The organism is Rhodanobacter sp. FW106-PBR-R2A-1-15, from assembly GCF_058789735.1.
In genome coordinates, this window is sequence record NZ_JBYTEM010000018.1 from 60,784 (window position 1) to 81,618 (window position 20,835).

At 68.9% G+C, this 20,835-nt stretch carries 13 protein-coding genes and 1 riboswitch; of the genes, 4 read left to right on the plus strand and 9 right to left on the minus strand.

What is annotated here, in order from left to right; translation table 11 throughout:
- The first annotated feature begins 42 nt into the window (after positions 1 to 42).
- Positions 43 to 1,569: a DHA2 family efflux MFS transporter permease subunit gene (locus AC3WTD_RS10825; protein ID WP_492613801.1), complete on the plus strand. Its 1,527-nt coding sequence runs from the start codon at positions 43 to 45 to the stop codon at positions 1,567 to 1,569.
- Between the two features lie 75 nt (positions 1,570 to 1,644).
- Here the strand turns inward: AC3WTD_RS10825 and AC3WTD_RS10830 are convergent, their stop codons facing one another.
- From AC3WTD_RS10830 to AC3WTD_RS10870, 9 genes are all read right to left on the minus strand, one after another.
- Positions 1,645 to 2,166, minus strand: coding sequence for an acyloxyacyl hydrolase (locus tag AC3WTD_RS10830; protein WP_027491293.1), 522 nt, complete (start codon positions 2,164 to 2,166; stop codon positions 1,645 to 1,647).
- A gap of 169 nt (positions 2,167 to 2,335) precedes the next feature.
- Complete coding sequence (locus AC3WTD_RS10835) at positions 2,336 to 3,811, minus strand: M16 family metallopeptidase (protein WP_492613802.1); 1,476 nt, start codon at positions 3,809 to 3,811, stop codon at positions 2,336 to 2,338.
- Positions 3,808 to 5,187 carry a M16 family metallopeptidase gene (locus tag AC3WTD_RS10840; RefSeq protein ID WP_492613803.1) on the minus strand — a complete coding sequence of 460 codons (1,380 nt, stop codon included), beginning with the start codon at positions 5,185 to 5,187 and terminating at the stop codon, positions 3,808 to 3,810. Before AC3WTD_RS10840 ends, AC3WTD_RS10835 begins: the two co-directional genes overlap by 4 nt.
- 68 nt (positions 5,188 to 5,255) lie before the next feature.
- Entirely contained in the window at positions 5,256 to 8,423 is a 3,168-nt protein-coding gene (locus AC3WTD_RS10845) for an efflux RND transporter permease subunit (RefSeq protein WP_492613804.1), read from the minus strand.
- A gap of 225 nt (positions 8,424 to 8,648) precedes the next feature.
- Positions 8,649 to 11,825 carry an efflux RND transporter permease subunit gene (locus AC3WTD_RS10850; RefSeq protein WP_492613805.1) on the minus strand — a complete coding sequence of 1,059 codons (3,177 nt, stop codon included), beginning with the start codon at positions 11,823 to 11,825 and terminating at the stop codon, positions 8,649 to 8,651.
- A gap of 173 nt (positions 11,826 to 11,998) precedes the next feature.
- A complete protein-coding gene (gene btuB, locus AC3WTD_RS10855; RefSeq protein ID WP_027491288.1) occupies positions 11,999 to 13,849 on the minus strand; it encodes a TonB-dependent vitamin B12 receptor in 1,851 nt (616 codons plus the stop codon).
- 132 nt (positions 13,850 to 13,981) lie between these two features.
- Positions 13,982 to 14,212, minus strand: a riboswitch (cobalamin riboswitch).
- A 29-nt stretch (positions 14,213 to 14,241) separates the two neighbouring features.
- A complete protein-coding gene (nagA, locus tag AC3WTD_RS10860) occupies positions 14,242 to 15,378 on the minus strand; it encodes an N-acetylglucosamine-6-phosphate deacetylase (RefSeq protein ID WP_235642441.1) in 1,137 nt (378 codons plus the stop codon).
- 143 nt (positions 15,379 to 15,521) lie between these two features.
- Positions 15,522 to 16,553 (minus strand): SIS domain-containing protein, encoded by a 1,032-nt coding sequence (locus AC3WTD_RS10865; RefSeq protein WP_027491286.1) that lies wholly within the window; start codon positions 16,551 to 16,553, stop codon positions 15,522 to 15,524.
- A 9-nt stretch (positions 16,554 to 16,562) separates the two neighbouring features.
- The gene (locus tag AC3WTD_RS10870; protein ID WP_027491285.1) at positions 16,563 to 17,315 is read right to left on the minus strand and encodes a GntR family transcriptional regulator; all 753 of its coding nucleotides are present in this window, start codon (positions 17,313 to 17,315) and stop codon (positions 16,563 to 16,565) included.
- Positions 17,316 to 17,662: 347 nt separating this feature from the next.
- On the opposite strand from AC3WTD_RS10870, the gene zwf reads away from it, so the two are divergent.
- The 3 genes from zwf to AC3WTD_RS10885 form a co-directional block, all read left to right on the plus strand.
- The gene (gene zwf / locus AC3WTD_RS10875) at positions 17,663 to 19,126 is read left to right on the plus strand and encodes a glucose-6-phosphate dehydrogenase (protein WP_492613806.1); all 1,464 of its coding nucleotides are present in this window, start codon (positions 17,663 to 17,665) and stop codon (positions 19,124 to 19,126) included.
- A 111-nt stretch (positions 19,127 to 19,237) separates the two neighbouring features.
- Positions 19,238 to 19,951 (plus strand): 6-phosphogluconolactonase, encoded by a 714-nt coding sequence (pgl, locus tag AC3WTD_RS10880; protein WP_492613807.1) that lies wholly within the window; start codon positions 19,238 to 19,240, stop codon positions 19,949 to 19,951.
- Between the two features lie 374 nt (positions 19,952 to 20,325).
- Positions 20,326 to 20,835: IS110 family transposase (locus AC3WTD_RS10885; RefSeq protein ID WP_492613808.1), on the plus strand; the 510-nt coding region annotated here is incomplete at its 3' end.

Genomic DNA, 20,835 nt, shown 5'->3' on the forward strand with positions numbered 1-20,835 from the left:
CATCGCCCGCAAGCGGGCTCCTACAACGACCGACTGGTTCCGATGACCACCGAATTCCGCCCGCCCCACCTGGCCCTGAGCACGGTCGGCCTGTCGCTGGCCACGTTCATGCAGGTGCTGGACACCACCATCGCGAACGTGTCGCTGCCGACCATCGCCGGCAACCTCGGCGTCAGCAACAACCAGAGCACCTGGGTGATCACCTCGTTCGCGGTGAGCATGGCGATCGCGCTGCCGCTGACCGGCTTTCTCAGCCGCCGCTTCGGCGAGGTGCGGCTGTTCACCGCCTGCACGCTGCTGTTTGCGCTGACCTCGTTCCTGTGCGGGGTGTCGCAGAGCATGGGCATGCTGATCCTGTTCCGCGCGCTGCAGGGCGCGGTGGCCGGGCCGATGTACCCGATCACGCAGAGCCTGCTGATCGGCATCTATCCGCCGGCCAAGCGCGGCATGGCGCTGGCGCTGCTGGCGATGGTGACGGTGGTGGCGCCGATCGCCGGGCCGATCCTCGGCGGCTGGATCACCGACAACTATTCGTGGCCGTGGATCTTCTTCATCAACGTACCGATCGGCATCTTCGCCAGCATGGTGGTGGCGAACCAGCTGCGCGCAAAAGTGGAGAAGACCGAGCGGCCGAAGGTCGACTACGTCGGCCTGGTCAGCCTGATCATCGGCGTGGGCGCGCTGCAGATCGTGCTGGACAAGGGCAACGACGAGGACTGGTTCAACTCCAGCTTCATCATCGTCACCAGCATCGTCTCGGTGATCGGCATCGCGGTGTTCCTGATCTGGGAGCTGACCGACAAGGACCCGATCGTCGACCTGCGCCTGTTCCGCCACCGCAACTTCACCGCCGGCACCATCGCGCTGACCCTGGCCTACGCCGCGTTCTTCGCGATCGGCCTGCTGGTGCCGCTGTGGCTGCAGCGCAACCTCGGCTACACCTCGACCTGGGCCGGCTTCGCCACCGCGCCGATCGGCGTGCTGCCGGTGCTGCTGACCTTCTTCGTGGGCAAGTACGCCACCCGCTTCGACCTGCGCATGCTGGCCTCGGTCGCGTTCGTGGTGATGGCCGGCACCTGCTTCATGCGCTCGGACTTCTTCATCGGCATCGACTTCTACCACGTGGCGATGGTGCAGCTGTGGCAGGGTCTGGGCGTGGCGTTGTTCTTCATGCCGGTGCTGACCATCCTGCTGTCGGACCTGCAGCAGAACGAGATCGCGTCCGGCTCCGGCCTGGCCACCTTCCTGCGCACGCTGGGCGGCAGCTTCTCGGCGTCGCTCACCACGCTGCTGTGGGAGCGCCGTGCGGTGACCCACCACGAGCGGTTGACCGAACACATCACCGCCTACAGCCCGACCACGCAGGCCGCGCTGCACCAGCTCGGCCAGGGCGACCAGCAGGCCGCTGCCGGTGTGCTCAACGACATCATCACCCAGCAGGCCTACCAGATCTCGTTCAACGAGGTGTTCCACGCGCTGGGCTGGATCTTCCTGGCGCTGGTGCTGGTGATCTGGCTGGCCAGGCCGCCGTTCACGCCGAAGGCCAGACCGGTCGCCGGCGGCCACTGAAACCGATGGCAATCACCGGAACGAGCACGGCCCCGAACGGGGCCGTGCTCGTTCAACGGATCGGCCATGCGCCAGTCAGATATCGAAGGCGACACCGACCAGCGCCATCGTCTCGCCGGTGTTCGGGCGATGCAGCCCGCCGTTGGAGATGTGTCGGATCGCCACGCTGAAATGCTTCGCCTGCCAGCCCAGCGTGCTGACGAACTGGTAGTGGCTGGAGAGCGCGTGGGTGGCGTGGTTGGTGGCGGCCAGTTGCTCGCTGAAGAACAGCGGCTGGTACCAGTCGCCGGCGTCGCCGAAGTGGAAGCGTGCACCGGCGGCCAGCAGCGCTACCGAATCGCGCATGGTGTAGCGGCCGTTGTCGTTCGCCAGGCGGCGACCATCGATCCAGCCGAGCGAGACATCCGGCGACCAGCTGAAGCGGGTCGTGCCGATGCGATGCCCGTCGAACACCGCCTCAATGAAGGCGGTGTTCGCACCGTGACTATTCGAGTTGCTGCGGCCGGCCTGTACTTCGAACCGGGTGGCGGCCGCCGGCAGCGCGGCGGTGACCAGGGCCAGCACAAATGCGCTGCGGATGAGGGGATGGAGAGACATGGGGGGCGACCTCGCGGTAGTGATTCTTTTTGTGTACCGCATAGTTTACTAAGCAGTCCGTGCCGGGCGAAGCCCCGACCTGGGTCGATTTCGGCAACAGATTGTTGCGCCCACGATGTCAAAACCCCGGCACGATGGCCGGGGTTCGGTGATGGCACGGTCAGGACGGTTATTTTCTGCTGCCCGCCGGCTGCAGGGTCGGGCTGTCCAGATCCAGCGCGGTCGACTGCAGCAGCGCGGCCTGCGGATGCGCCTTGCGGATGTCAGCGGCGAACAGCACGGCGTCGCCGACCACCACCACCGTGCCGGCGCCGGCGGCCAGGTGCCGCTTCGCGTACTTCTCGATCTGCTTCGGCGTCACTGCCTGCACCCGCGCGACGTACTTGCCGATCTCGTCCAGCGGCACGCCGTACACCGCCAACTCGCCGACCTGCCCGGCCAGGCCAGTGGTGGTTTCCAGGCTGCGGCCGTAGCCGCCGATCAAGGTGGCCTTGCGCGCGGCCAGTTCGTCGACGCCGATGTGGCTGTCGCCGAGGCGCTTGAACTCGCCCAGCATCAGCTCGACCACCGGCGCCGCGGAAGGGTTCTTGGTCTGCGCCGAGGCCAGCCACAGGCCGGCGTCGCGCAGCGGTTCCAACCGGCTGGTGGCGCCGTAGGACAGGCCGCGCTTGATGCGGATTTCCTGGTTCAACCGCGCCGAGTACGAGCCGCCGAGCACCGCGTTGGCGAGCGTGCCCACGTAGTAGTCGCCGTCGCCGCGTGGCGGCGCGGCATGCGCCGCCACCACGCCGGCCTGGCCGGCGCCGCGTTGGTCGATCAGCAGCATCCTCGGCAGCTGGCTGGCGGCCTTGCCCGCCGGCCGCGCCGGCAGCGGCGTGGTCGGCTTGCGCCAGTCGCCGAAGCTGGCCTGCGCCAGTTGCTGCGCCTGCGCCGGGGTGATGTCGCCGGCCAGCACCAGGATCGCGTTGTCCGGCCGGTACAGCGCCGCGTGCAGCCGCTGCACGTCGGCGCGGCCGATGCGCGCGATCGAGGCCGGCGTGCCGCCGCGCGAATGGCCGTAGGCGCCAGCGCCGAACACGCCGCGGCTGGCGGCGAGCGAGGCCAGCGCAGTGGGCCGGCTCAGCGTCAGGCGCAGGTCGTCGAGCGCCTGCGCCTGCGCCCGCTTTAACTCCTCGGCGCTGAAATCGGGCTGCCTGACCACCTCGGCCAGCAGGCCCAGCGCCTGCGGCAGTTTCGGCGTGGTCACGGTGATGCCCACCGCGCTTTCGTCCCAGCCGGCGGCGGCATCCAGCGAGCCGCCCAGCGCCTCGGCGGCGGCGGCGATCTGCGGCGCGCTCCTGCCGGCGGCGCCCTTGGTCAGCAGATTCGCGGTGAGGTCGGCCAGGCCGGCCAGCGCCGGCGGATCCATCTCGCCGCCGCGGCGTACGATCAGCTGCGCAGTGACCAGCGGCAGGCCGCCGCGGCGCACGCTGACCACCTGCAGGCCGTTGGCCAGGGTCTGCGTCGTCGGCGTCGGCACGCTCAGTTGCGGCGCGGGGCCGGGCGCGGGCGGCGTGGCGGGAAAGTCGGCAGCCGCCACGTTGCCGGTGGCAACCAAGATGGCCGTAAAGACGGCCAGACGGCAGGCGTTCTTGCGGCAGCTCATTTCGCTTCTCCCGATGCCTTCGCTGCGCCGGCGGGTTGCGGCAGATAGTCGATGGTGACGCTGTGCGCGCCGGTCACGTACTTCTGCAGCACGCAGTGCACGTCCTGCTCGGTGACTTTCTGCAGGGTGGCCAGGTCGGTGTTGGCGTGTTCCGCGCCGCCGTCGATCAGCGTCGCCTGACCCAGCGCGAAGGCCAGGCCCTGCGCGGTCTGCCGTTGCTTCAGCTCGCTGGTCAGCAGCTGCGTCTTCACCTTGTCCAGCTCGGCGGCGGGGATCGGCTGGGTAGCCAGCCAGATGATCTCCTCGTGCAGCAGCTTCTCCGCCTCCGCCGGCCGGTGGCCGCTGGCAAGGATCGCGTAGGCGGTGAACAGCCCTGGCCCGACCCGGCCGTCGGCGTCGGCGCCAGCCTGCTGGGCCACCTGGTGGCGGTACACCAGGGACTGGTACAGCCGCGAGGAATCACCCTTCGCCAGCAGTGCAGCGGCGACCTTGAGCGGGATGCTGTCGGCCGTGTCGGAAGCCGGCGGCAGCAGCCAGGTGATCGCCACCGCGGGCAGCGGTGCGGTCTCGCTGGTGACGGTGTAGCGCAGGTTCTTCCCGCGCTTCGGTTCCCGCACGGTGACCTGCGGGATCGGTGCGGCCGGTTTCGGGATCCAGCCGAAGTACTGGTCCACCCAGGCGTCGAGCTGCTTCGGGTCGAAATCGCCGGCGACGATCAGGGTGGCGTTGTCCGGCCGGTAGAACGTCTGGTGGAACGCGATCACGTCCGGCAGCGTGGCCGCGTCCAGGTCCTCGATGCTGCCGATGGTCGGGCGCTGGTACGGATGCACCGTGTACGAGTGCGGGTCGATCGCGTTGAACAGCTTGCCGTATGGATTGGCCAGCACGCTCTGGCGGTATTCCTCCTGCACCACCGCGCGCTCGGACTTGAAGTTCGCCTCGTCCACGTTGAGGTTGGACAGGCGCTCGGCTTCGGCCCACAGCAGCGTCTGCAAATGATTGCTGGGCACCACCTCGAAGTAGTTGGTGACGTCGTCGCCGGTGGAGGCGTTGTTGGCTCCGCCCACGTCTTCGGTGAGCCGGTCGAACTGCTCGGCGTGCATGTGCCTGGTGCTCTTGAACATCAGATGCTCGAACAGGTGCGCGAAGCCGGAGCGGCCCTGCGGGTCGTCCTTCGAGCCCACGTGGTACCACACCTGCACCGCCACGTTCGGGCTGGCGTGATCCTCCACGCTGAGCACCTGTAGACCGTTCGGCAGGGTGTGCTGGTGGTATTGGATCGGCGGAATGGTCAGCTCGGCCGCGATCAACGGCGACGAGGCCAGCGCAGCCAGCAGGATGAGCGGGGCGAGCAAGGCAGCCGGACGCAGACGCATGGGCGGTCCCTTTGTTGGAAAGGGTCAACCTTAGCAATTCCGACGCAGCTACACAGCCACGGGCCGGATCACGCCGCCTGGGTCCCGCCCAACGCCTTGAGCCGCTTCTTCTCCGCCTTGCGTTCGCGGCGCGCCGCCTTGCGGATCTTGCGGTCGTGGTTCCACAGGTAGATCGCCGGCGTGCTCAGCAGGGTCAGCAGCTGCGACACCAGCAGGCCGCCGACGATGGCGATACCGAGCGGCTGGCGCATTTCCGAGCCGATGCCGAAGCCGATCGCCAGCGGCAGCGCCGCGCCCATCGCCACCAGGGTGGTCATGGTGATCGGGCGGAAGCGCACCAGCGCCGCCTCGCGGATCGCTTCCGGCGCGGGCAAGCCGCGCTCGCGTTCGGCCACCAGGGCGAAGTCGACCATCAGGATCGCGTTCTTCTTGACGATGCCGATCAGCATCAGCACCGCGATGATCGCCATCAGCGAGATCTGCGTCTGCGTCACCAGCATCGCCAAGAACGCGCCGGCGCCGGCGGCCGGCAGGGTGGAGAGGATGGTCAGCGGATGGCCGAGGCTTTCATAAAGAATGCCCAGCACGATGTACATGGCCAGGATCGAGCCGAGCAGCAGCACCATGCCGTTGGACTGGGCCTGCTTCAGGCGCTGGTTGGCGCCGGTGAAATCCACCCGCATGCCGGCCGGCAGGCGCGCGGCGTAGGCGGCCTGCTCGACCAGCTTCACGCCCACGTCCTGGGTGACGTCCTTGGCCAGGTTGTAGCTGATCGTGGCTGCCTCCAGCTGGTTGTGGTGGCGTATGCGCAGCGGACTCAGGTTCGGCGCGATGGTCGCCAGCGCGGACAGCGGGATCATCCGTCCCTGCTCGTTGCGCACGCGCACGTCGAGAAGCGACTCCGGGCTCACCCGCTCGGCCGCGCCGGTGCTCAGCACCACCGCGTACTGGTTGATGTCGGAGTAGATCTGCGACACCTGGCGCTGGCCGAACGCGTTGTACAGCGCCGAGTCGATGGTGCCGACGCCCACGTGCAGGCGCGCGGCCGCCTCGCGGTCGATCTTCAGCAGCTGCTGTTTGCCGACCTGGTCGAAGTTGCTGCTGACGTCGCGGAACTCCTTCATCGTGCGCAGCTGCCGCACCATCCTCAGCGCCCACGGCTGCAGGTCGCCGCCGTTGGTGCTGACCAGCTGGAATTCGTACTGGCCGCCCTTGTCGCCGCTGCCGCCGCCGCCGAGGAACTGCGCGGCGCTCACCGAGACCTTCACGTTGGCCAGCTTGTCGTACTGCTTGGACAACCGCTCGACCACCTGCTTGATGCCCTCGCGGCGCTCGCCCGGCCCGCTGCCGCGCGGTTTCAGGTCGACGAACATCTGCGCGTTGTTGCCCACCGCGCCGCCACCACCGCCGTCGCGGCCAAGCATGGTCAGCTGGTCGAGCACGGCCGGGTCGGCCTGCATGATCTTGGCCACCGCCAGCGCGCGCGCGGTCAGCTCGGCCGGCGAGATGTTGGCGTCGGCGCTGATGTCCACCTGCAGCTGGCCGGTGTCCTCGTCGGGCATGAAGGTGCCGCCGGCGGTCTTGGCCACCGCGAAGCCGAGCACGAAGGTCAGGATCAGCAGGGTCAACGGTTGCCAGCGCATGATCCGGCGATGGTGCATGGCCCAGTCCAGCGCACGCTCGTAGATGTGCAGCAGCCGGCGGTCGAAGCGTTCCACCGCCTGCTCGATGCGCCCGGGCTGCCTGGTGTGCTCCGGCTCGTGGCTCAGCAGCCAGGCGCACAACGCCGGGGTGAGCGTGAGCGAGACCAGCGCCGAGATCACCACCGCGGCGGTCAGCGTCACCGAGAACTCGCGCAGCAGCATGATCAGTATGTTGTTGCCGAACAGCAGCGGCGCGAACACCGCCACCAGCGACAGGGTGATCGAGACCACGGTAAAGCCGATCTCGCGCACGCCGGCCAGCGCGGCCTCCATCGGTGGCTCGCCGCGCTCCATGTGGCGCACGATGTTCTCGATCACCACGATCGCGTCGTCCACCACGAAGCCGATGCACAGCACCAGCGCCACCAGCGACAAGGTGTTGAGCGTGTAGCCCAGCGTCCACATCACCACGAACGCGCCGGCCAGCGACAGCGGCACGCTGAGTGTGGCGATCAGCGTGGGCCGCAGCCGGCGCAGGAACACCAGCATCACCAGCACCACCATGGCGATCGAGATCAGCAGCGCCACCTGCACCTCGTGCAGCGCCGACTTGGTGGTCTGGGTGAGATCGAACACCGGCGTCATCGTCACGCTGGACGGCAGCGAGGCGCGCAGCTGCGGCAGGCGCGCACGGATCGCCTCCACCGTGGCCACCGCGTTCGCCTCCGGCCGCTTGCTGATCTGCAGGCCGACCGCGCGCGCGTCGTTGAACCAGGCCGCCTGGTATTCGTCCTGCTGGCCGCTGTAGACCTTCGCCACGTCGGACAGCCGCACCGGCGTGCCGTTCCTCACCGAGATCAGCAGGCGGGCAAACTCGGCTGGCGTCTGCAGGCTGTCGCTGGCGCTCACCGTCATCTGCGTATGGCCGTCGCTCAGCGTGCCCTGCGGCGAGGTGACGTTGGCCGCGCGCAGCGCGTTGGCCACGTCGTTGGTGGTGAGGCCCTTGGCCGCCAGCGCGCCGTTGTCCAGCTCGATCCGCACCGCATGCGGGGTGCCGCCGAACACCTGCACCTGGGCCACGCCGTCGATCTGCGCCACCGCCGGCTTCAGCATGGTGTCGGCAAGATCGAACAGCTGGTCCTGTGGCAGGCCGGTCGAGGTCAAGGTGAGGAACAGGATCGGGATCTGCGAGGTGTCGAACTTGAAGTACTGCGGCAGCGACGGCATGCCGGTCGGCAGGTCGACCGCGGCCGCATTGATCGCCGCCTGCACGTCGCGCGCGGCGCTGTCGGCGGTGCGGTCGAAGGTGAAGCGCACCATCACCGAGGCCTGGCCCTCGCTGGCGTTGCCGTACATTTCGTCGACGCCGGGAATGCGCCCCAGGTGCCGCTCCAGCGGCGCCAGCACGGTGTTCGCCATGGTCTGCGCACTGGCGCCGGGCTGGCTGGCCACCACGTAGACGCCGGGAAAATCCAGCGACGGCAGCGCGGCCACGCCGAGCAGCAGGTAAGCCCACAAGCCGGCCAGCATCAGGCCGAGCGCGAGCAGCGAGGTGCCGACCGGACGGCGGATCAGCGGGGCAAAGATGTTCATGGCGCTTCCGCCCGCGCGCGCGGCGGGCGTGGGGAGGTCGGGGAAGTGGCGGGCAGTCCGTGCATGCCCACTTTATGCCCTTTGGCACGTTCCGGTGTATGTGCCTGAAGTCCACCCCGTGCCGGAAGGCAGGGGTATCCGGTTTTCTGTAGGAGCGCACCTTAGGTCTTGATGTCCGACCTGTCAGGGTCGAGCATTCCCGACGGATCATCGGGGGAACCGGGGCTATTTTGGCAGCGCCGGCATCTGCTGCTGCACCTGGCGCTGGCGCCGGATCTCCGCGCGCAGCTGCTGCCGCGCCGCCTTGCGCTCGCGATGGTCGTGCTGCCACAGGTAGATCGCCGGGGTGCTCAGCAGGGTCAGCAGCTGCGACACGAACAGGCCGCCGAGGATGGCGATGCCCAGCGGCTGGCGCATTTCCGAGCCGTAGCCGAAACCGATCGCCAGCGGCAGCGCCGCGCCCATCGCCACCAGGGTGGTCATGGTGATCGGGCGAAAGCGCACCAGCGCCGCCTCGCGGATCGCCGCCGGCGGCGACATGCCGTGGTCGCGCTCGGCCACCAGCGCGAAGTCCACCATCAGGATCGCGTTTTTCTTGACGATGCCGATCAGCATCAGCACCGCGATCACCGACATCAGGGTCAACTGGGTATGCGTCACCAGCATCGCCAGGAACGCGCCCATGCCGGCGGCCGGCAGGGTGGAAAGGATCGTCAGCGGGTGGATCAGGCTCTCGTACAGGATGCCCAGCACCACGTACATCACCAGGATCACCGCCAGCAGCATGATCAGCGCATTGTTCATCGCGTCGACCAGGTTCTTGTTGTCGCCGCTGTACTTCCTGTGCACGCCCGGCGGCAGCTGCGCGGCGAACATCGCCTGCTCGACCAGCTTCAGGCCATCGGCCTGGGTGACGCCCTTGGCCAGGTTGTAGTTGACCGCGGCCGATTCGAGCTGATCGAAATGACTGATGGTGACCGGCGCGATGTGCGGCCGGATCTGCGCCAGCGCGGACAGCGGAATCATCCGCCCCTGCGCGTTGCGCACGTAGGTATTGAGCAGGGTGGCCGGACTCAGCGACTCGGCGCTCTCGGCGGTGATCACCACGCGGTACTGGTTGATGTCCGAGTAGATGGTGGAGACCGGGGTCTGCCCGAACGCGTTGGCCAGAGCGGTGTCGACCTGGGCCACGCTCACGTGCAGCCGCGCCGCGGCGTTGCGGTCCACCTGCAGCATCTGCTGCTTGCCGATGCTGTCGAAGCTGGTGCTGACGTTGCGGAACTGCTTCATGCCGCGCATCACCTGCGCCAGCTTGAGGGTGGGCTGCTGCAGCGGCACGCCATCCACGCTGTCGAGCTGGAACGCGTACTGCCCGCGGCCGCCGCCACCGCCACCACCGCCGCTGATGAACTGGTTGACCGAGAGCGACACGTCCAGGTCCGGCACGTTCTTGAAGACCTTGTCCAGCCGATCGACCACCGCCTGGGAGCTGACCTGGCGGTCGCCCGGCCGGTCGCCCGGCGGCTTCAGGTCGACGAACAGGCTGGCCTGGTTGCCGACCGCGCCACCGCCGTTGTTGCTGCCGAGGAAGGCGGAGACGTCGCGCACCGCCGGGTCGGCCTTGACCTTCGCCGCCACCTCCTGCGTGCGCCGCGCCAGCAGCAGCGGCGAGACGTTGGCGTCGGCAGTGATGCTCGCCTGCAGCAAGCCGGTGTCTTCCTTCGGCATCAGGCCGCCGCCGGCGGTCATCACCACCACCACCGCCAGGCCGATGGTGAGCGCCAGCAGGATGATCGGCTGCCAGCGCATGATCCGGCGGTGGTGCATCGCCCAGTCCAGCGCCCGCTCGTAGCTGCGCAGCATGCCGCTGTCGAAGCGTTCGGCCAGGCGCTCCAGCCGCCCCGGCACGCGTGCGCCCGCCGGCTCATGCGCCAGCCAGGCGCCGCACAGCGCCGGGGTCAGCGTGAGCGAGACCAGCGCGGAGATCACGATGGTGGCGATCAGGGTCACCGAGAACTCGCGGATCAGCATGGTGAACATGTTGTTGCCGAACACCATCGGACCGAACACGGCGATCAGCGACAGGGTGATCGACAGCACGGTGAAGCCGATCTCGCGCACGCCGGCCAGCGCGGCCTGCAGCGGCGGCTCGCCGCGTTCCATGTGGCGCACGATGTTCTCGATCACCACGATCGCGTCGTCCACCACGAAGCCCACGCACAGCACCAGCGCGATCAGCGAGAAGATGTTCAGGGTGAAGCCGAGCATCCACATCGCCACGAACGCGCCGGCCAGCGACAGCGGCACGCTGAACATGGCGATCACGGTGGGTCGCAGCCGACGCAGGAACAGCAGCATCACCAGCGCCACCATCGCGATGCCCATCAGCAGCGCCACCTCCACCTCGTGCAGCGCCGACACCGTGGTCGGGGTGAAATCGAAGATCGGGGTGATGGTGGCGTCGGCCGGCAACACCCCGCGCAGCTGCGGCAGGCGCGCGCGGATCGCCTGCACGGTGGCCACCGCGTTCGCCTCCGGCCGCTTGTTGATCTGCATCACCACCGCGCGCTGGCCGTTGAACCACGCCGCGGCATACTTGTCCTGCTGACCGCCGCTGATCGTCGCCACGTCGGCCAGCCGCACCGGCACGCCGTTGCGGCTGGCGATCACCAGCGCGGCGAAATCCCGCGCCGTATGCAGCGCGTCGTTGGCGCTCACCGTCATGCGCATGGCGCCGTTGCTGAGCGTGCCCTGCGGCGAGCTGACGTTGGCGGCGCGCAGCGCATTGGCCACGTCATTGGCGGTGACGCCCATGCCCACCAGCGCGCGGGTGTCCAGCACGATGCGCACCGCGTGCGGCGTGCCGCCGCCCACCTGCACCTGGGCCACGCCGGGAATCTGCGCCACCGCCGGCTTCAGCAGGGTATCGGTGAGGTCGTACAGGCGGTCCGGTGGCAGGCTGGAGGAGGTCAGCGAGACCAGCAGCACCGGAATCTGCGAGGTATCGAACTTGAAGTAGCCGGGTGGGCTGGGCATGCCGGGCGGCAGGTCCGCCGCCGCCGCGTTGATCGCCGCCTGCACGTCGCGTGCGGCCTTGTCGGCGCCGCGGTCCATGTTGAAGATGACCTGGATCTGCGCGGCGCCTTCGCTGGCGCTGGAGGCCATCATGCGCACCCCGGGAATGCGCCCCAGATGCCGCTCCAGCGGCGCGACCACGGTGGTGGCCATGGTCTGCGCGCTGGCGCCGGGCATCTGCGCGAACACCGCCACGCCGGGGAATTCGATCGACGGGAACGCCGCTACGCCGAGCAGCAGGTAGGCCCACAGGCCGCCCAGCAGCAGGCCGATGGCAAGCAGCGAAGTACCCACCGGGCGGCGCACCAGCGGTGCGAAGACGTTCATGCAGCCACCCCGGTCCATGGGCGTGGCGAATGGGCCGTGAGCACGGCCCGAGGCTTGGCGAGAGTTCCCTTCATGTCGGCTTTATGCCAGCTGCCGCCTCCCTTGTGTATGTGCCTGAAGTCCACCCGCCTGCAGGAAACCCGCGGCCGGGCTTCCTGCATGCATGGCACGGCTCAGCGTGCCGCGGGGCTGTAGCGCAGGGTCAGGAACGCGCCGCGACCGGGCTGGTTGAAGTACCACACGGTCTCGTAGCGGTGGTCGAACACGTTGGCCAGCCGCGCCTCCACCTGCCAGTCCGGCGCGAAATGCCAACTGGCGCGCAGGTCGGTGGTGGAGTAGCCGCCGAGCCGGTGCCGGTTGGCCGCATCGTCGAAACCGCGCCCGGCGGCGAAGACGGTGGCGCCGACGCCGAAGGCGCCGAAGCGCCGGTCCAGGTCCACCCGCGCGGTGTGCTCGCGCCGGCGCGGCAGCAGCTTGCCGTCGTTCGCGCCGCCGTCTTCGTTGCGCGGCTGCAGCCAGGTCAGGTAGCTCTGCAGCTGCCAGCCGGCGAGGTTGGCGCCGAGCTGGCCTTCCACGCCGCGGATGCGGGCCTTGCTCACATTCCGCGGCACCCAGTTGCTGTCCAGCGCGATCAGCTGGTCGATGCGGGTCTGGTAGGCGTTCAGCGCCCAGTTCCACGTATCCTGCTGCTGACTCAGGCCCAGTTCGGCGCTGCGCGACTTCTCCGGCCTCAGCTTCGGATTGCCGCTGCCGTACGGGTAGTACAGGTCGTTGAAGGTCGGCGCATGGAACGCGCTGCCGTAGCTGGCGGAGAGCTTCAGCCCACCGTCGAAGTGATAACCCCATGCCGCCGCGCCGGTGTTGTGGTTGCCGAACTGGCTGTTGTGGTCGCGCCGTGCCGACAGCTCCACTTCGTTGCGGCCGAACGTGCCCTGGTACTGCGCGTAGCCGCCGGTATCGTTGCGGTGATTGGCGAGGAAGCCGGTGTCGCTGTCGATGTGTTCGCCCTGCCAGTCGATGCCGAGCGTGAGTAGCTGGTTGCTGGCCACGCTGATGTCGTTCTGCCACGACGCCTGGTTGCGCCGCGAGTAGATGTAGCCGACGAAGGCCTGGTTCTCGTAGTTGTCGTAGCGGTCCAGGTTCTGGCCCACGCTCAGCGTGGTCTTCCACGCCTGCAGCGGGTTGAAGCTGAGGTGGCTGCCGGCGACCTGCTGCACGGTGCGGCTGCGGTTCTGGTAGCTGCCGTCGTAATGGATCTCGCCGAGGCTGCGCAGCCAGGTGCCGCTGAGCTCGGCGCCGTTGTCCCAGCGGTAGCCGCCGCCGGCGCTCAGGTTCCTGTTGCGGAAGGCGTCGCGGTCCGGCTCGTCGGCAAAGCAGCCGGCGAAGGCCTCGGCCGCACCGACGCGACAGGCGTTGATGCCGCGCGTGTACTGCGCGCCGACGCTGAGGTGGTACCAGGCATGCTCGTCGCCGCCGGCCAGGCCGGCCTGCCCGCGCAGCAGATGGTTGCTGCCGGTGGTCACGCTGAACGTGGGTTGCAGGCCGCCGCCCGGCGTACCGCGCCGGGTGAAGATCTGGATCACTCCACCGATCGCGTCGGCGCCGTACAGGCTGGAACGCGGGCCGCGTACCACCTCGATGCGCTCGATCTGCTCCACCGGAATCTGCTCGAACGCCGCCAGCCCGGCGCTGACCGAGGCCACCCGCACACCGTCGACCAGCAGCAGGGTGTGGGTGGAGTTGGTGCCGCGCATGAACAGCGAAGTCTGTTCGCCGTAACCGCCGGTGTTGGCGAAGCTCAGACCGGGCAGGCCGGCCAGCAGATCCGGCACCGACAGCGGCTGCAGCCGCTCGATGTCGGCGCGGGTGATCACGGTCACCGAGGACAGCGCGTCGTCGGCGGTGATCGCGGTGCGCGTGGCGGTGACGATCACCGGGCTCAGCGACGAGGCGTCGTTCTGGTCGGCCGCGTGGGCGGCCAGCGTGCAGCCGAGCAGCGCCGCGGTCAGCAGGGTCTTCTTCATGTTCGTTCCTCTACGCCGTGCACCCGCGCACGACTCATGTGTCCAATGAGCTGGCGACAGGCATGGGAGGAAGACGGAACGACGGGCGGGCAGGATCGACCGACACGTGGTTCGGCCTCGCCCACCGCGAGCCACCAGGAAAGCGTTCCGGCCGGTCTCCGGGCTGGCGAGTGGCGTGCGGCGATCCGCATGCCCCGAGCGGCGCCTTCCCGTGCCATGCACAGTGGCGTCCGCCGCTCGTGATCTCGCTTACCGTTGCGGGGGCAGCGCCGGCCTTGCAGTGCGTTTGCGCACCACGCACCGGCTTCCCGTTTCATCCCTTGGGCGCTGGGCCGTCGGGACACCTGAACCGCGCTACTTTAGCTTCGGACGGCTATTTGGGCAATGCGCTCCTACCCGCTTTTCCCGCCGACCCAGCTCTGTTGCACGCGGTATTCCGCGTCCAGCACCACCAGGTCGGCGCGGTAACCGGGCGCGATGCGGCCGTGGCTTTCGCCCAAGCCGAGGAACTCGGCCGGCCAGGTGCTGGCCATGCGCACCGCCTCGTCCAGCGGCAGGCCGAGCATCTGCACGGTGTTGCGCACGGCGCTGGCCATGTCCAGCGCGGAACCGGCGAGCACGCCGCCGGCGGTCTGGCAGATGCCGTCCTTCACGATGATGGTTTCGCCGTTCAACACATAGTCGGGGCGGTCCGCACCGACCGGCGGCATCGCGTCGGTGACCAGCAGCATCTTGCCGCGCGGCTTGGCGGCGATCGCCACGCGCAGGCTGGCCGGATGCACGTGGTGGCCATCGACGATGAGGCCGCACCAGCTGCCGGGGTCGTCCAGCGCCGCGCCGACCACGCCGGGTTCGCGGCTGCCCAGCGGAGTCATCGCGTTGAACAGGTGGGTGAAGCCGCGCACACCCGCGGCCAGTGCGACGCGGGTGGTGGCGTAGTCGGCCGCCGTGTGGCCGGCGTTGACGAGCACGCCGGCGGCAGTCAGCCGCGCAATGACGTGGTGCGGCACGCGCTCGGGCGCCAGCGTCAGCAGCCGCACGCCGCGGTGCGGTGCGCACAGCATGGCGAGTTCTTCCTCGCCGGGCACGTGGAACCACTTCGCGTCGTGCACGCCCTTGCGCTCAGGGGCGAGGTACGGGCCTTCCAGATGGATGCCGAGCAGGCCCGGCACGCCTTCCTCGAACGCCTGTTCCACTGCGGCCAGTGCGGCGCGCATGATGTCGACGCTGTCGCTGATCAGGGTGGGCAGGAAGCCGGTGGTGCCGAAGCGGCGATGCGCGGCGCCGATGGTGCGGATCGTCTCCACCGTGGGCGCGTCGTTGAACAGCACGCCGCCGCCGCCGTTGACCTGCACGTCGATGAAGCCGGGCAGCAGCATGGCGCCGCGCAGGTCGTGTTGTTGCGCGGTGCGCACGCGCGGGTCGGATGGCGGCAGCAGGTCGACGATGTGCGCACCGTCGAGCAGCACGGCGAGGTCGTCACGCCAGCCGTGGGCGGTGAGTACGCGGGCGTGGGTGAGCGACTTCATGCGTGATCGACCATGGACGCGAAACCTCACGTAGGAGCCCGCTCGCGGGCGATGCTCTTGCTTTTGCGAATCCCGAATTCCGAATCCCGAATCTCGGCTTTCAAGGCATCGCCCGCGAGCGGGCTCCTATCCGTGCCATCGGATCAAACGGTTTCGGTGACCTTGTTCAGATGCGGCGGCAGGTCGGGGTTGAAGCCGCGGCGCAGCGCCAGGGCGCTGGCCGCGCGGTAGAAGCTCTGGATGGTCAGCAGCGGCGTGCACAGCGCCGGCAGGCCGCCGGCCACCGGCAAGCTGCCAGCGCCATGCAGCCCGGGCGCGGCCACGAACACCTGCGCGCCGCGGCCGCGGAATTCGCGCGCCACCGCCAGCGTGCTGTCCAGCGTGTCGTCGTCCTGAGCGAAGCACAGCACTGGAAAATCCGGGCCGACCAGCGCCATCGGGCCATGCTTCACCTCGGCCGCGCTGAACGCCTCGGCGTGCAGGCCGCAGGTTTCCTTGAACTTCAGCGCCGCCTCCAGCGCGATGCCGAGGCCGTAGCCGCGACCGACCACGAACAGGTTGTGCGCCCCGGCCAGGCCATCGACCAGCGCCGACCAGTCCGCGTCCCAGCCGGCGCGCAACGCGTCCGGCAGCGCCTGCAGGGCGGTGCCGAGTTCGGCGTCGCCGCGCCAGCGTGCGCACAGGTGCAGCACCGCGGCCAGCGCGGCGATATAGCTCTTGGTGGCCGCCACGCTGCGCTCGGGGCCGGCGTGCAGCGGGATCACCGTGTCGGCCAGCGCCGCCAGCGGCGAATCGGCCACGTTCACCAGCGCCACCACGCGCGCGCCGGCGACCTTCGCGGCCTGCGCATTGCGCAGCAGGTCGGGGCTCTTGCCCGACTGCGAGATCGCGATGAACAGCGCGCCCTGCCAGCGCTGCTCGGCCGCGTACACCGAAGTGACCGACGGCGAGGCCGAGGCGGTGACGATGCCGAGCTGGGTCTCGAACACGTACTTGGCGTAGGCCGCCGCATGGTCGGAGCTGCCGCGCGCGCAGGTGACGATGAAGCGCGGCGGCTGCGCGCGCAGCTCGCGCGCCAGCGCGGCCACCACCGCCTCGTTCGCGGCGAACTGGCGCGCCAGCACCGCGGCCGACTCGTGCGCCTCCTGGAACATCAGAGTGTCGCGGGCGTCCATGGCGTTCCTTCAGTCGGTCTGCAGTTCGGCGACAAAATCGTAGATGTCGCCGCGGTACCAGGAGCAGGTGAACTCGACCACGCGGCCGTCGTCGAGGAAGCTGCGCCGCTCGATGTTCAGCCCGGCGCTGCCCACGCCGACGTGCAGCAGCCGCGCCTGCTGCGCGTTCAGCGACACCGCGCGCAGCCGCTGCAGCGCGCGGCGCGGGCGTGCGTTGAGTTTTTCCAGCGCCTCGTACAGCGAGTCGTGCACCAGCAGCGGGTCGGGCAGCACGCTGGCCGGAACCACGCTGCGCTCGATCGCCAGCGGCTCGTCCTGGCCGTAGCGCACGCGGTGCAGGCGCACCACCAGCGAGCCGGGCGACAGGTTCAGCGCCATCGACTCCTCCGGCGTCACCTCGCCGATGCCGCGCTCGAAGAATTCCGAGCGCGGCGACAGGCCGCGCTCGCGCAGGTCCTCGGTGAAGCTGGTCAGCCGCGACATCGGCTTGACGATGCGCTCGGCGATGAAGGTGCCGGCGCCGTGGCGCTGGGTCAGCAGGCCTTCCTCGACCAGGCCGGCGATCGCCTTGCGCACGGTCACCCGCGACAGCTTCAGCGTCTGCGACAGATCGCGCTCGCTGGGCAGCGCCTGGCCCGGCTCGATGTCACGGTGCCCGATGATGTTGCGGATCGCCTGGCGCAGGCGCAGGTAGGCCAGCGGCTGGTGCGTGGCCGGGTCGTGGCAGATCCGGCGGTATTCGTGGGCAAGGGCGGCTTCCATGCGCGAACGATACCAATAGCGAACCACTGGCCGCAAGCCGCCCGGTACGTCTCTCGACCCTGGAGTGCCCGGCGGCTCGAATCCTTCTGCATGAGCCTGGTTCGCTTCGGCGGGCGGACCCGAAGTGCCCCACGGACTTGGCCAATCCCAGCGATTGCGGCCCGTAGCCTGCACTCGGGACGAACGGGATGGCGAGTGCGCCCGCAGCTGCCCGATCGAGCCTCCGCATGAATTCGTATGCAATGCGGTAGTCGATCTGGTATTTCACTGGTACGATCAAAGCCAACCCGGGCAAGCGCGCCACCGGCCGCCCTGCCCACCATCCGGCATCGAGTCGAGGTAATCGCGTGACTGCTTCCTCCCAAACGGTCGAACCGTTCGACCTGGTGATCTTCGGCGGCACCGGCGACCTCGCCGTGCGCAAGCTGCTGCCCGCGCTGTTCCACCGCTTCCTCGATGGCCAGATCCCCGGCAGCAGTCGCATCGTCGGCGTCGCCCGCGAGGCGCTGGACGACGCCGGCTACCGTACGCACCTGCGCGAGGCGATGATCGGGGTGTGCGCGGCGGCACAGCTCGACGTGTTCCTGCAGCAGGTGTTCTACCACCCGCTGGATGCGCGCAAGGACGAGGGCTGGGACGACTTCGCCGCGTTCATGGGCAAACAGCCCGAGCACGTGCGCGTGTTCTACCTGTCCACCTCGCCCGAACTTTTTGTCGACATCTGCACCCGGCTGGGCCACTACCAGCTCAACCAGGGCGCCTCGCGCGTGGTGCTGGAGAAGCCGATCGGCCGCGACCTGGCCAGCGCGAACCAGATCAACGACGCGGTCGGCAAGGTGTTCAGCGAATCGCAGACCTTCCGCATCGACCACTACCTCGGCAAGGAGACGGTGCAGAACCTGCTGGTGCTGCGCTTCGGCAACGCGCTGTTCGAGCCGCTGTGGAACGCCGGGCACATCGACCACGTGCAGATCACCGTGGCCGAAACCCTCGGCGTGGGCCACCGCGGCACCTACTACGACCGCGCCGGTGCGCTGCGCGACATGGTGCAGAACCACATGCTGCAGCTGCTGTGCATGGTGGCGATGGAGCCACCGTCCTCGCTGGCGCCCGACGCGGTGCGCGACGAGAAGCTGAAGGTGCTGCATTCGCTGAAGCCCATCGACGACAGCAACGCCGCCCAGCTCACCGTGCGCGGCCAGTACCGCGCCGGCGTGGCCGAGGGCGCCAGCGTGCCGGGTTACCCAGAGGAGCTGGGCAACAGCAAGTCGAACACCGAAACCTTCGTCGCGCTGAAGGCGGAGATCGCCAACTGGCGCTGGGCCGGCGTGCCGTTCTACCTGCGCACCGGCAAGCGGCTGCCGAGCCGGGTGTCGGAAATCGTGGTGACCTTCAAGCCGGTGCCGCATTCGATCTTCAGTCCCGACTCCGGCACGCTGTCGCAGAACCGGCTGGTGCTGCGGCTGCAGCCGGACGAGGGCGTGAAGCTGTGGCTGACCATCAAGCATCCGGGCCCGGGCGGCCTGCGCCTGCGCCACGTGCCGCTGGACATGAGCTTCGCCGAGGCGTTCGGCGTGCAGCAGCCCGATGCGTACGAGCGCCTGCTGCTCGACGTGGTGCGCGGCAACCCCACCCTGTTCATGCGCCGCGACGAAGTGGAAGCGGCGTGGCGCTGGGCCGGCCCGATCCTCGCCGCCTGGGCCGACAGCGGCGAGGCGCCGCGACCGTATACCGCCGGCAGCTGGGGGCCGAGCGCCGCGGTGGCGCTGATCGAGCGCGACGGCCGCACCTGGAACGAAGACAGCGAATAGGCCGCGTTTACCGATGCTTCACCCGATCACCCCGATGCCTGCGGCAGACTGGCCGTCCCCTCACCACGATGCGCGCGGCCACGCCTGGGTGCCCGGCGCGACAGTTCTGCCATGACTCCCCACCTGAACGTCACCACTCACAGCTTCACCGACTGCAAGGCGCAGGCCACGGCGCTGGCTGAACGCGTCGCCGAGCGCCTGCGCAGCGGTGTGGCCGAACGCGGCCATGCCGTGCTGGCGGTCTCCGGCGGCAGCACGCCCAAGGATTTCTTCGACCGCCTCGCGCGCGAGCAGCTCGACTGGGCCCGGGTGCAGGTGACCCTGGTCGACGAACGCTGGGTGCCTGATACCGACGAGCGCTCGAATGCACGGCTGGTGAAGGCGCGCCTGCTGCAGCACGCCGCCGCGGCCGCGCCGTTCGTGCCGCTGTATACCGGCGATGCCGCCCCCGAAGCCGGGCTGGCCACCGCCGCGGCGCGCATCGACGCGCTGCCGCTGCCGTTCGACGCGGTGGTGCTGGGCATGGGCGACGACGGCCACACCGCCTCGTTCTTCCCCGGCGGCGACCACCTGGCCGAGGCGCTGGACCCGGACGGCCGCGCCCGCGTGCTGCCGATGCGCGCGCCCGGCGCCGGCGAGCCGCGTATCACGCTGAGCCTGCCGACGCTGCTGGAAACGCGCGCGCTGTACCTGCTGGTCGCCGGCGAGAAAAAGCGCGACCTGCTGGCCGACGCGCGGCTCGGTCTCGGCGCCGCGCAGCATTACCCGGTGCGTGCGGTGCTGGCCCAGCAGCGCGTGCCGGTGGCGGTGTACTGGTGCCCGTGACTACCACCAACGGCATCCCCGTAGGAGCGCACCCTGTGCGCGATGCTCTTGCGGTTGCCTTGCCACACCACAGGCGGGCTGCGCCCGCCGTTCGCGCACAGGGTGCGCTCCTTAGGTCTTGATGTCCGACCTGTCAGGGTCGAGCATTCCCGACTGATCATCGGGGGAACCGGGTGATGCCGATGCGCTCCTTTGGCTTCGAGCCCGTGACGTAGATGCACACCCCGGTTCCGATTTCGCTCATCCAGAAGTTTGAACGGTACCCTCGGCCCGCCACTGGCGTGAGCCTGCACACCTAAGGATCAGCCGGATGAGCATGGTGATCGGAACAAACCATGCGAGGTAAGGCGATGACAAACGTTGTGGGAGTGGATGTGGCCAAGGCCACGTTTGATGTGGCCGTTGGTCTGGCCAAGCCGGGCAAATTCCAGACACGCGCCAAGGTGGCCAATCGTGAAGAAGGCTTCCAGGAGTTGATGACCTGGTTGGACAAGCACGCGCCGGAAGCGGCGGTGTGCATGGAAGCGACGGGGATCTATCACGAGGCACTGGCCATCTTCCTGGTACAGCAAGGCAAGACGGTCTACGTGGCCAATCCGGCGCAAGTAAAGTACTTCGGCAAGAGCCAGCTGACGCGAACCAAGACCGACCGCACAGACGCCAAGCTCATTGCGCAGTTCGCCACCAGTCAGCAGGCCGGCACCCATCCGATGGCGCCGTGGATGCCGCCGACAGCGGCCCAGCGCACCTTGCGCGCGCTGGTCGAACGGCTGGACGATCTCAAGGGCATGGAGCGGATGGAAGCGAACCGACTCGACGTCGCCAATGACGCCGTACGCGACTCGGTGGAAGCGTCGCTCAAGGAACTGCGCAAGCAGATCAAG

Coding starts and splice junctions, on each gene's coding strand:
- AC3WTD_RS10835 (WP_492613802.1), bottom strand. CDS start 3,811: ATGAGCTGCCGCAAGAACGCCTGCCGTCTGGCCGTCTTTACGGCCATC.
- AC3WTD_RS10850 (WP_492613805.1), bottom strand. CDS start 11,825: ATGAACGTCTTCGCACCGCTGGTGCGCCGCCCGGTGGGTACTTCGCTG.
- pgl (WP_492613807.1), top strand. CDS start 19,238: ATGACTCCCCACCTGAACGTCACCACTCACAGCTTCACCGACTGCAAG.
- AC3WTD_RS10865 (WP_027491286.1), bottom strand. CDS start 16,553: ATGGACGCCCGCGACACTCTGATGTTCCAGGAGGCGCACGAGTCGGCC.
- AC3WTD_RS10825 (WP_492613801.1), top strand. CDS start 43: ATGACCACCGAATTCCGCCCGCCCCACCTGGCCCTGAGCACGGTCGGC.
- AC3WTD_RS10845 (WP_492613804.1), bottom strand. CDS start 8,423: ATGAACATCTTTGCCCCGCTGATCCGCCGTCCGGTCGGCACCTCGCTG.
- AC3WTD_RS10840 (WP_492613803.1), bottom strand. CDS start 5,187: ATGCGTCTGCGTCCGGCTGCCTTGCTCGCCCCGCTCATCCTGCTGGCT.
- AC3WTD_RS10870 (WP_027491285.1), bottom strand. CDS start 17,315: ATGGAAGCCGCCCTTGCCCACGAATACCGCCGGATCTGCCACGACCCG.
- AC3WTD_RS10830 (WP_027491293.1), bottom strand. CDS start 2,166: ATGTCTCTCCATCCCCTCATCCGCAGCGCATTTGTGCTGGCCCTGGTC.
- nagA (WP_235642441.1), bottom strand. CDS start 15,378: ATGAAGTCGCTCACCCACGCCCGCGTACTCACCGCCCACGGCTGGCGT.
- btuB (WP_027491288.1), bottom strand. CDS start 13,849: ATGAAGAAGACCCTGCTGACCGCGGCGCTGCTCGGCTGCACGCTGGCC.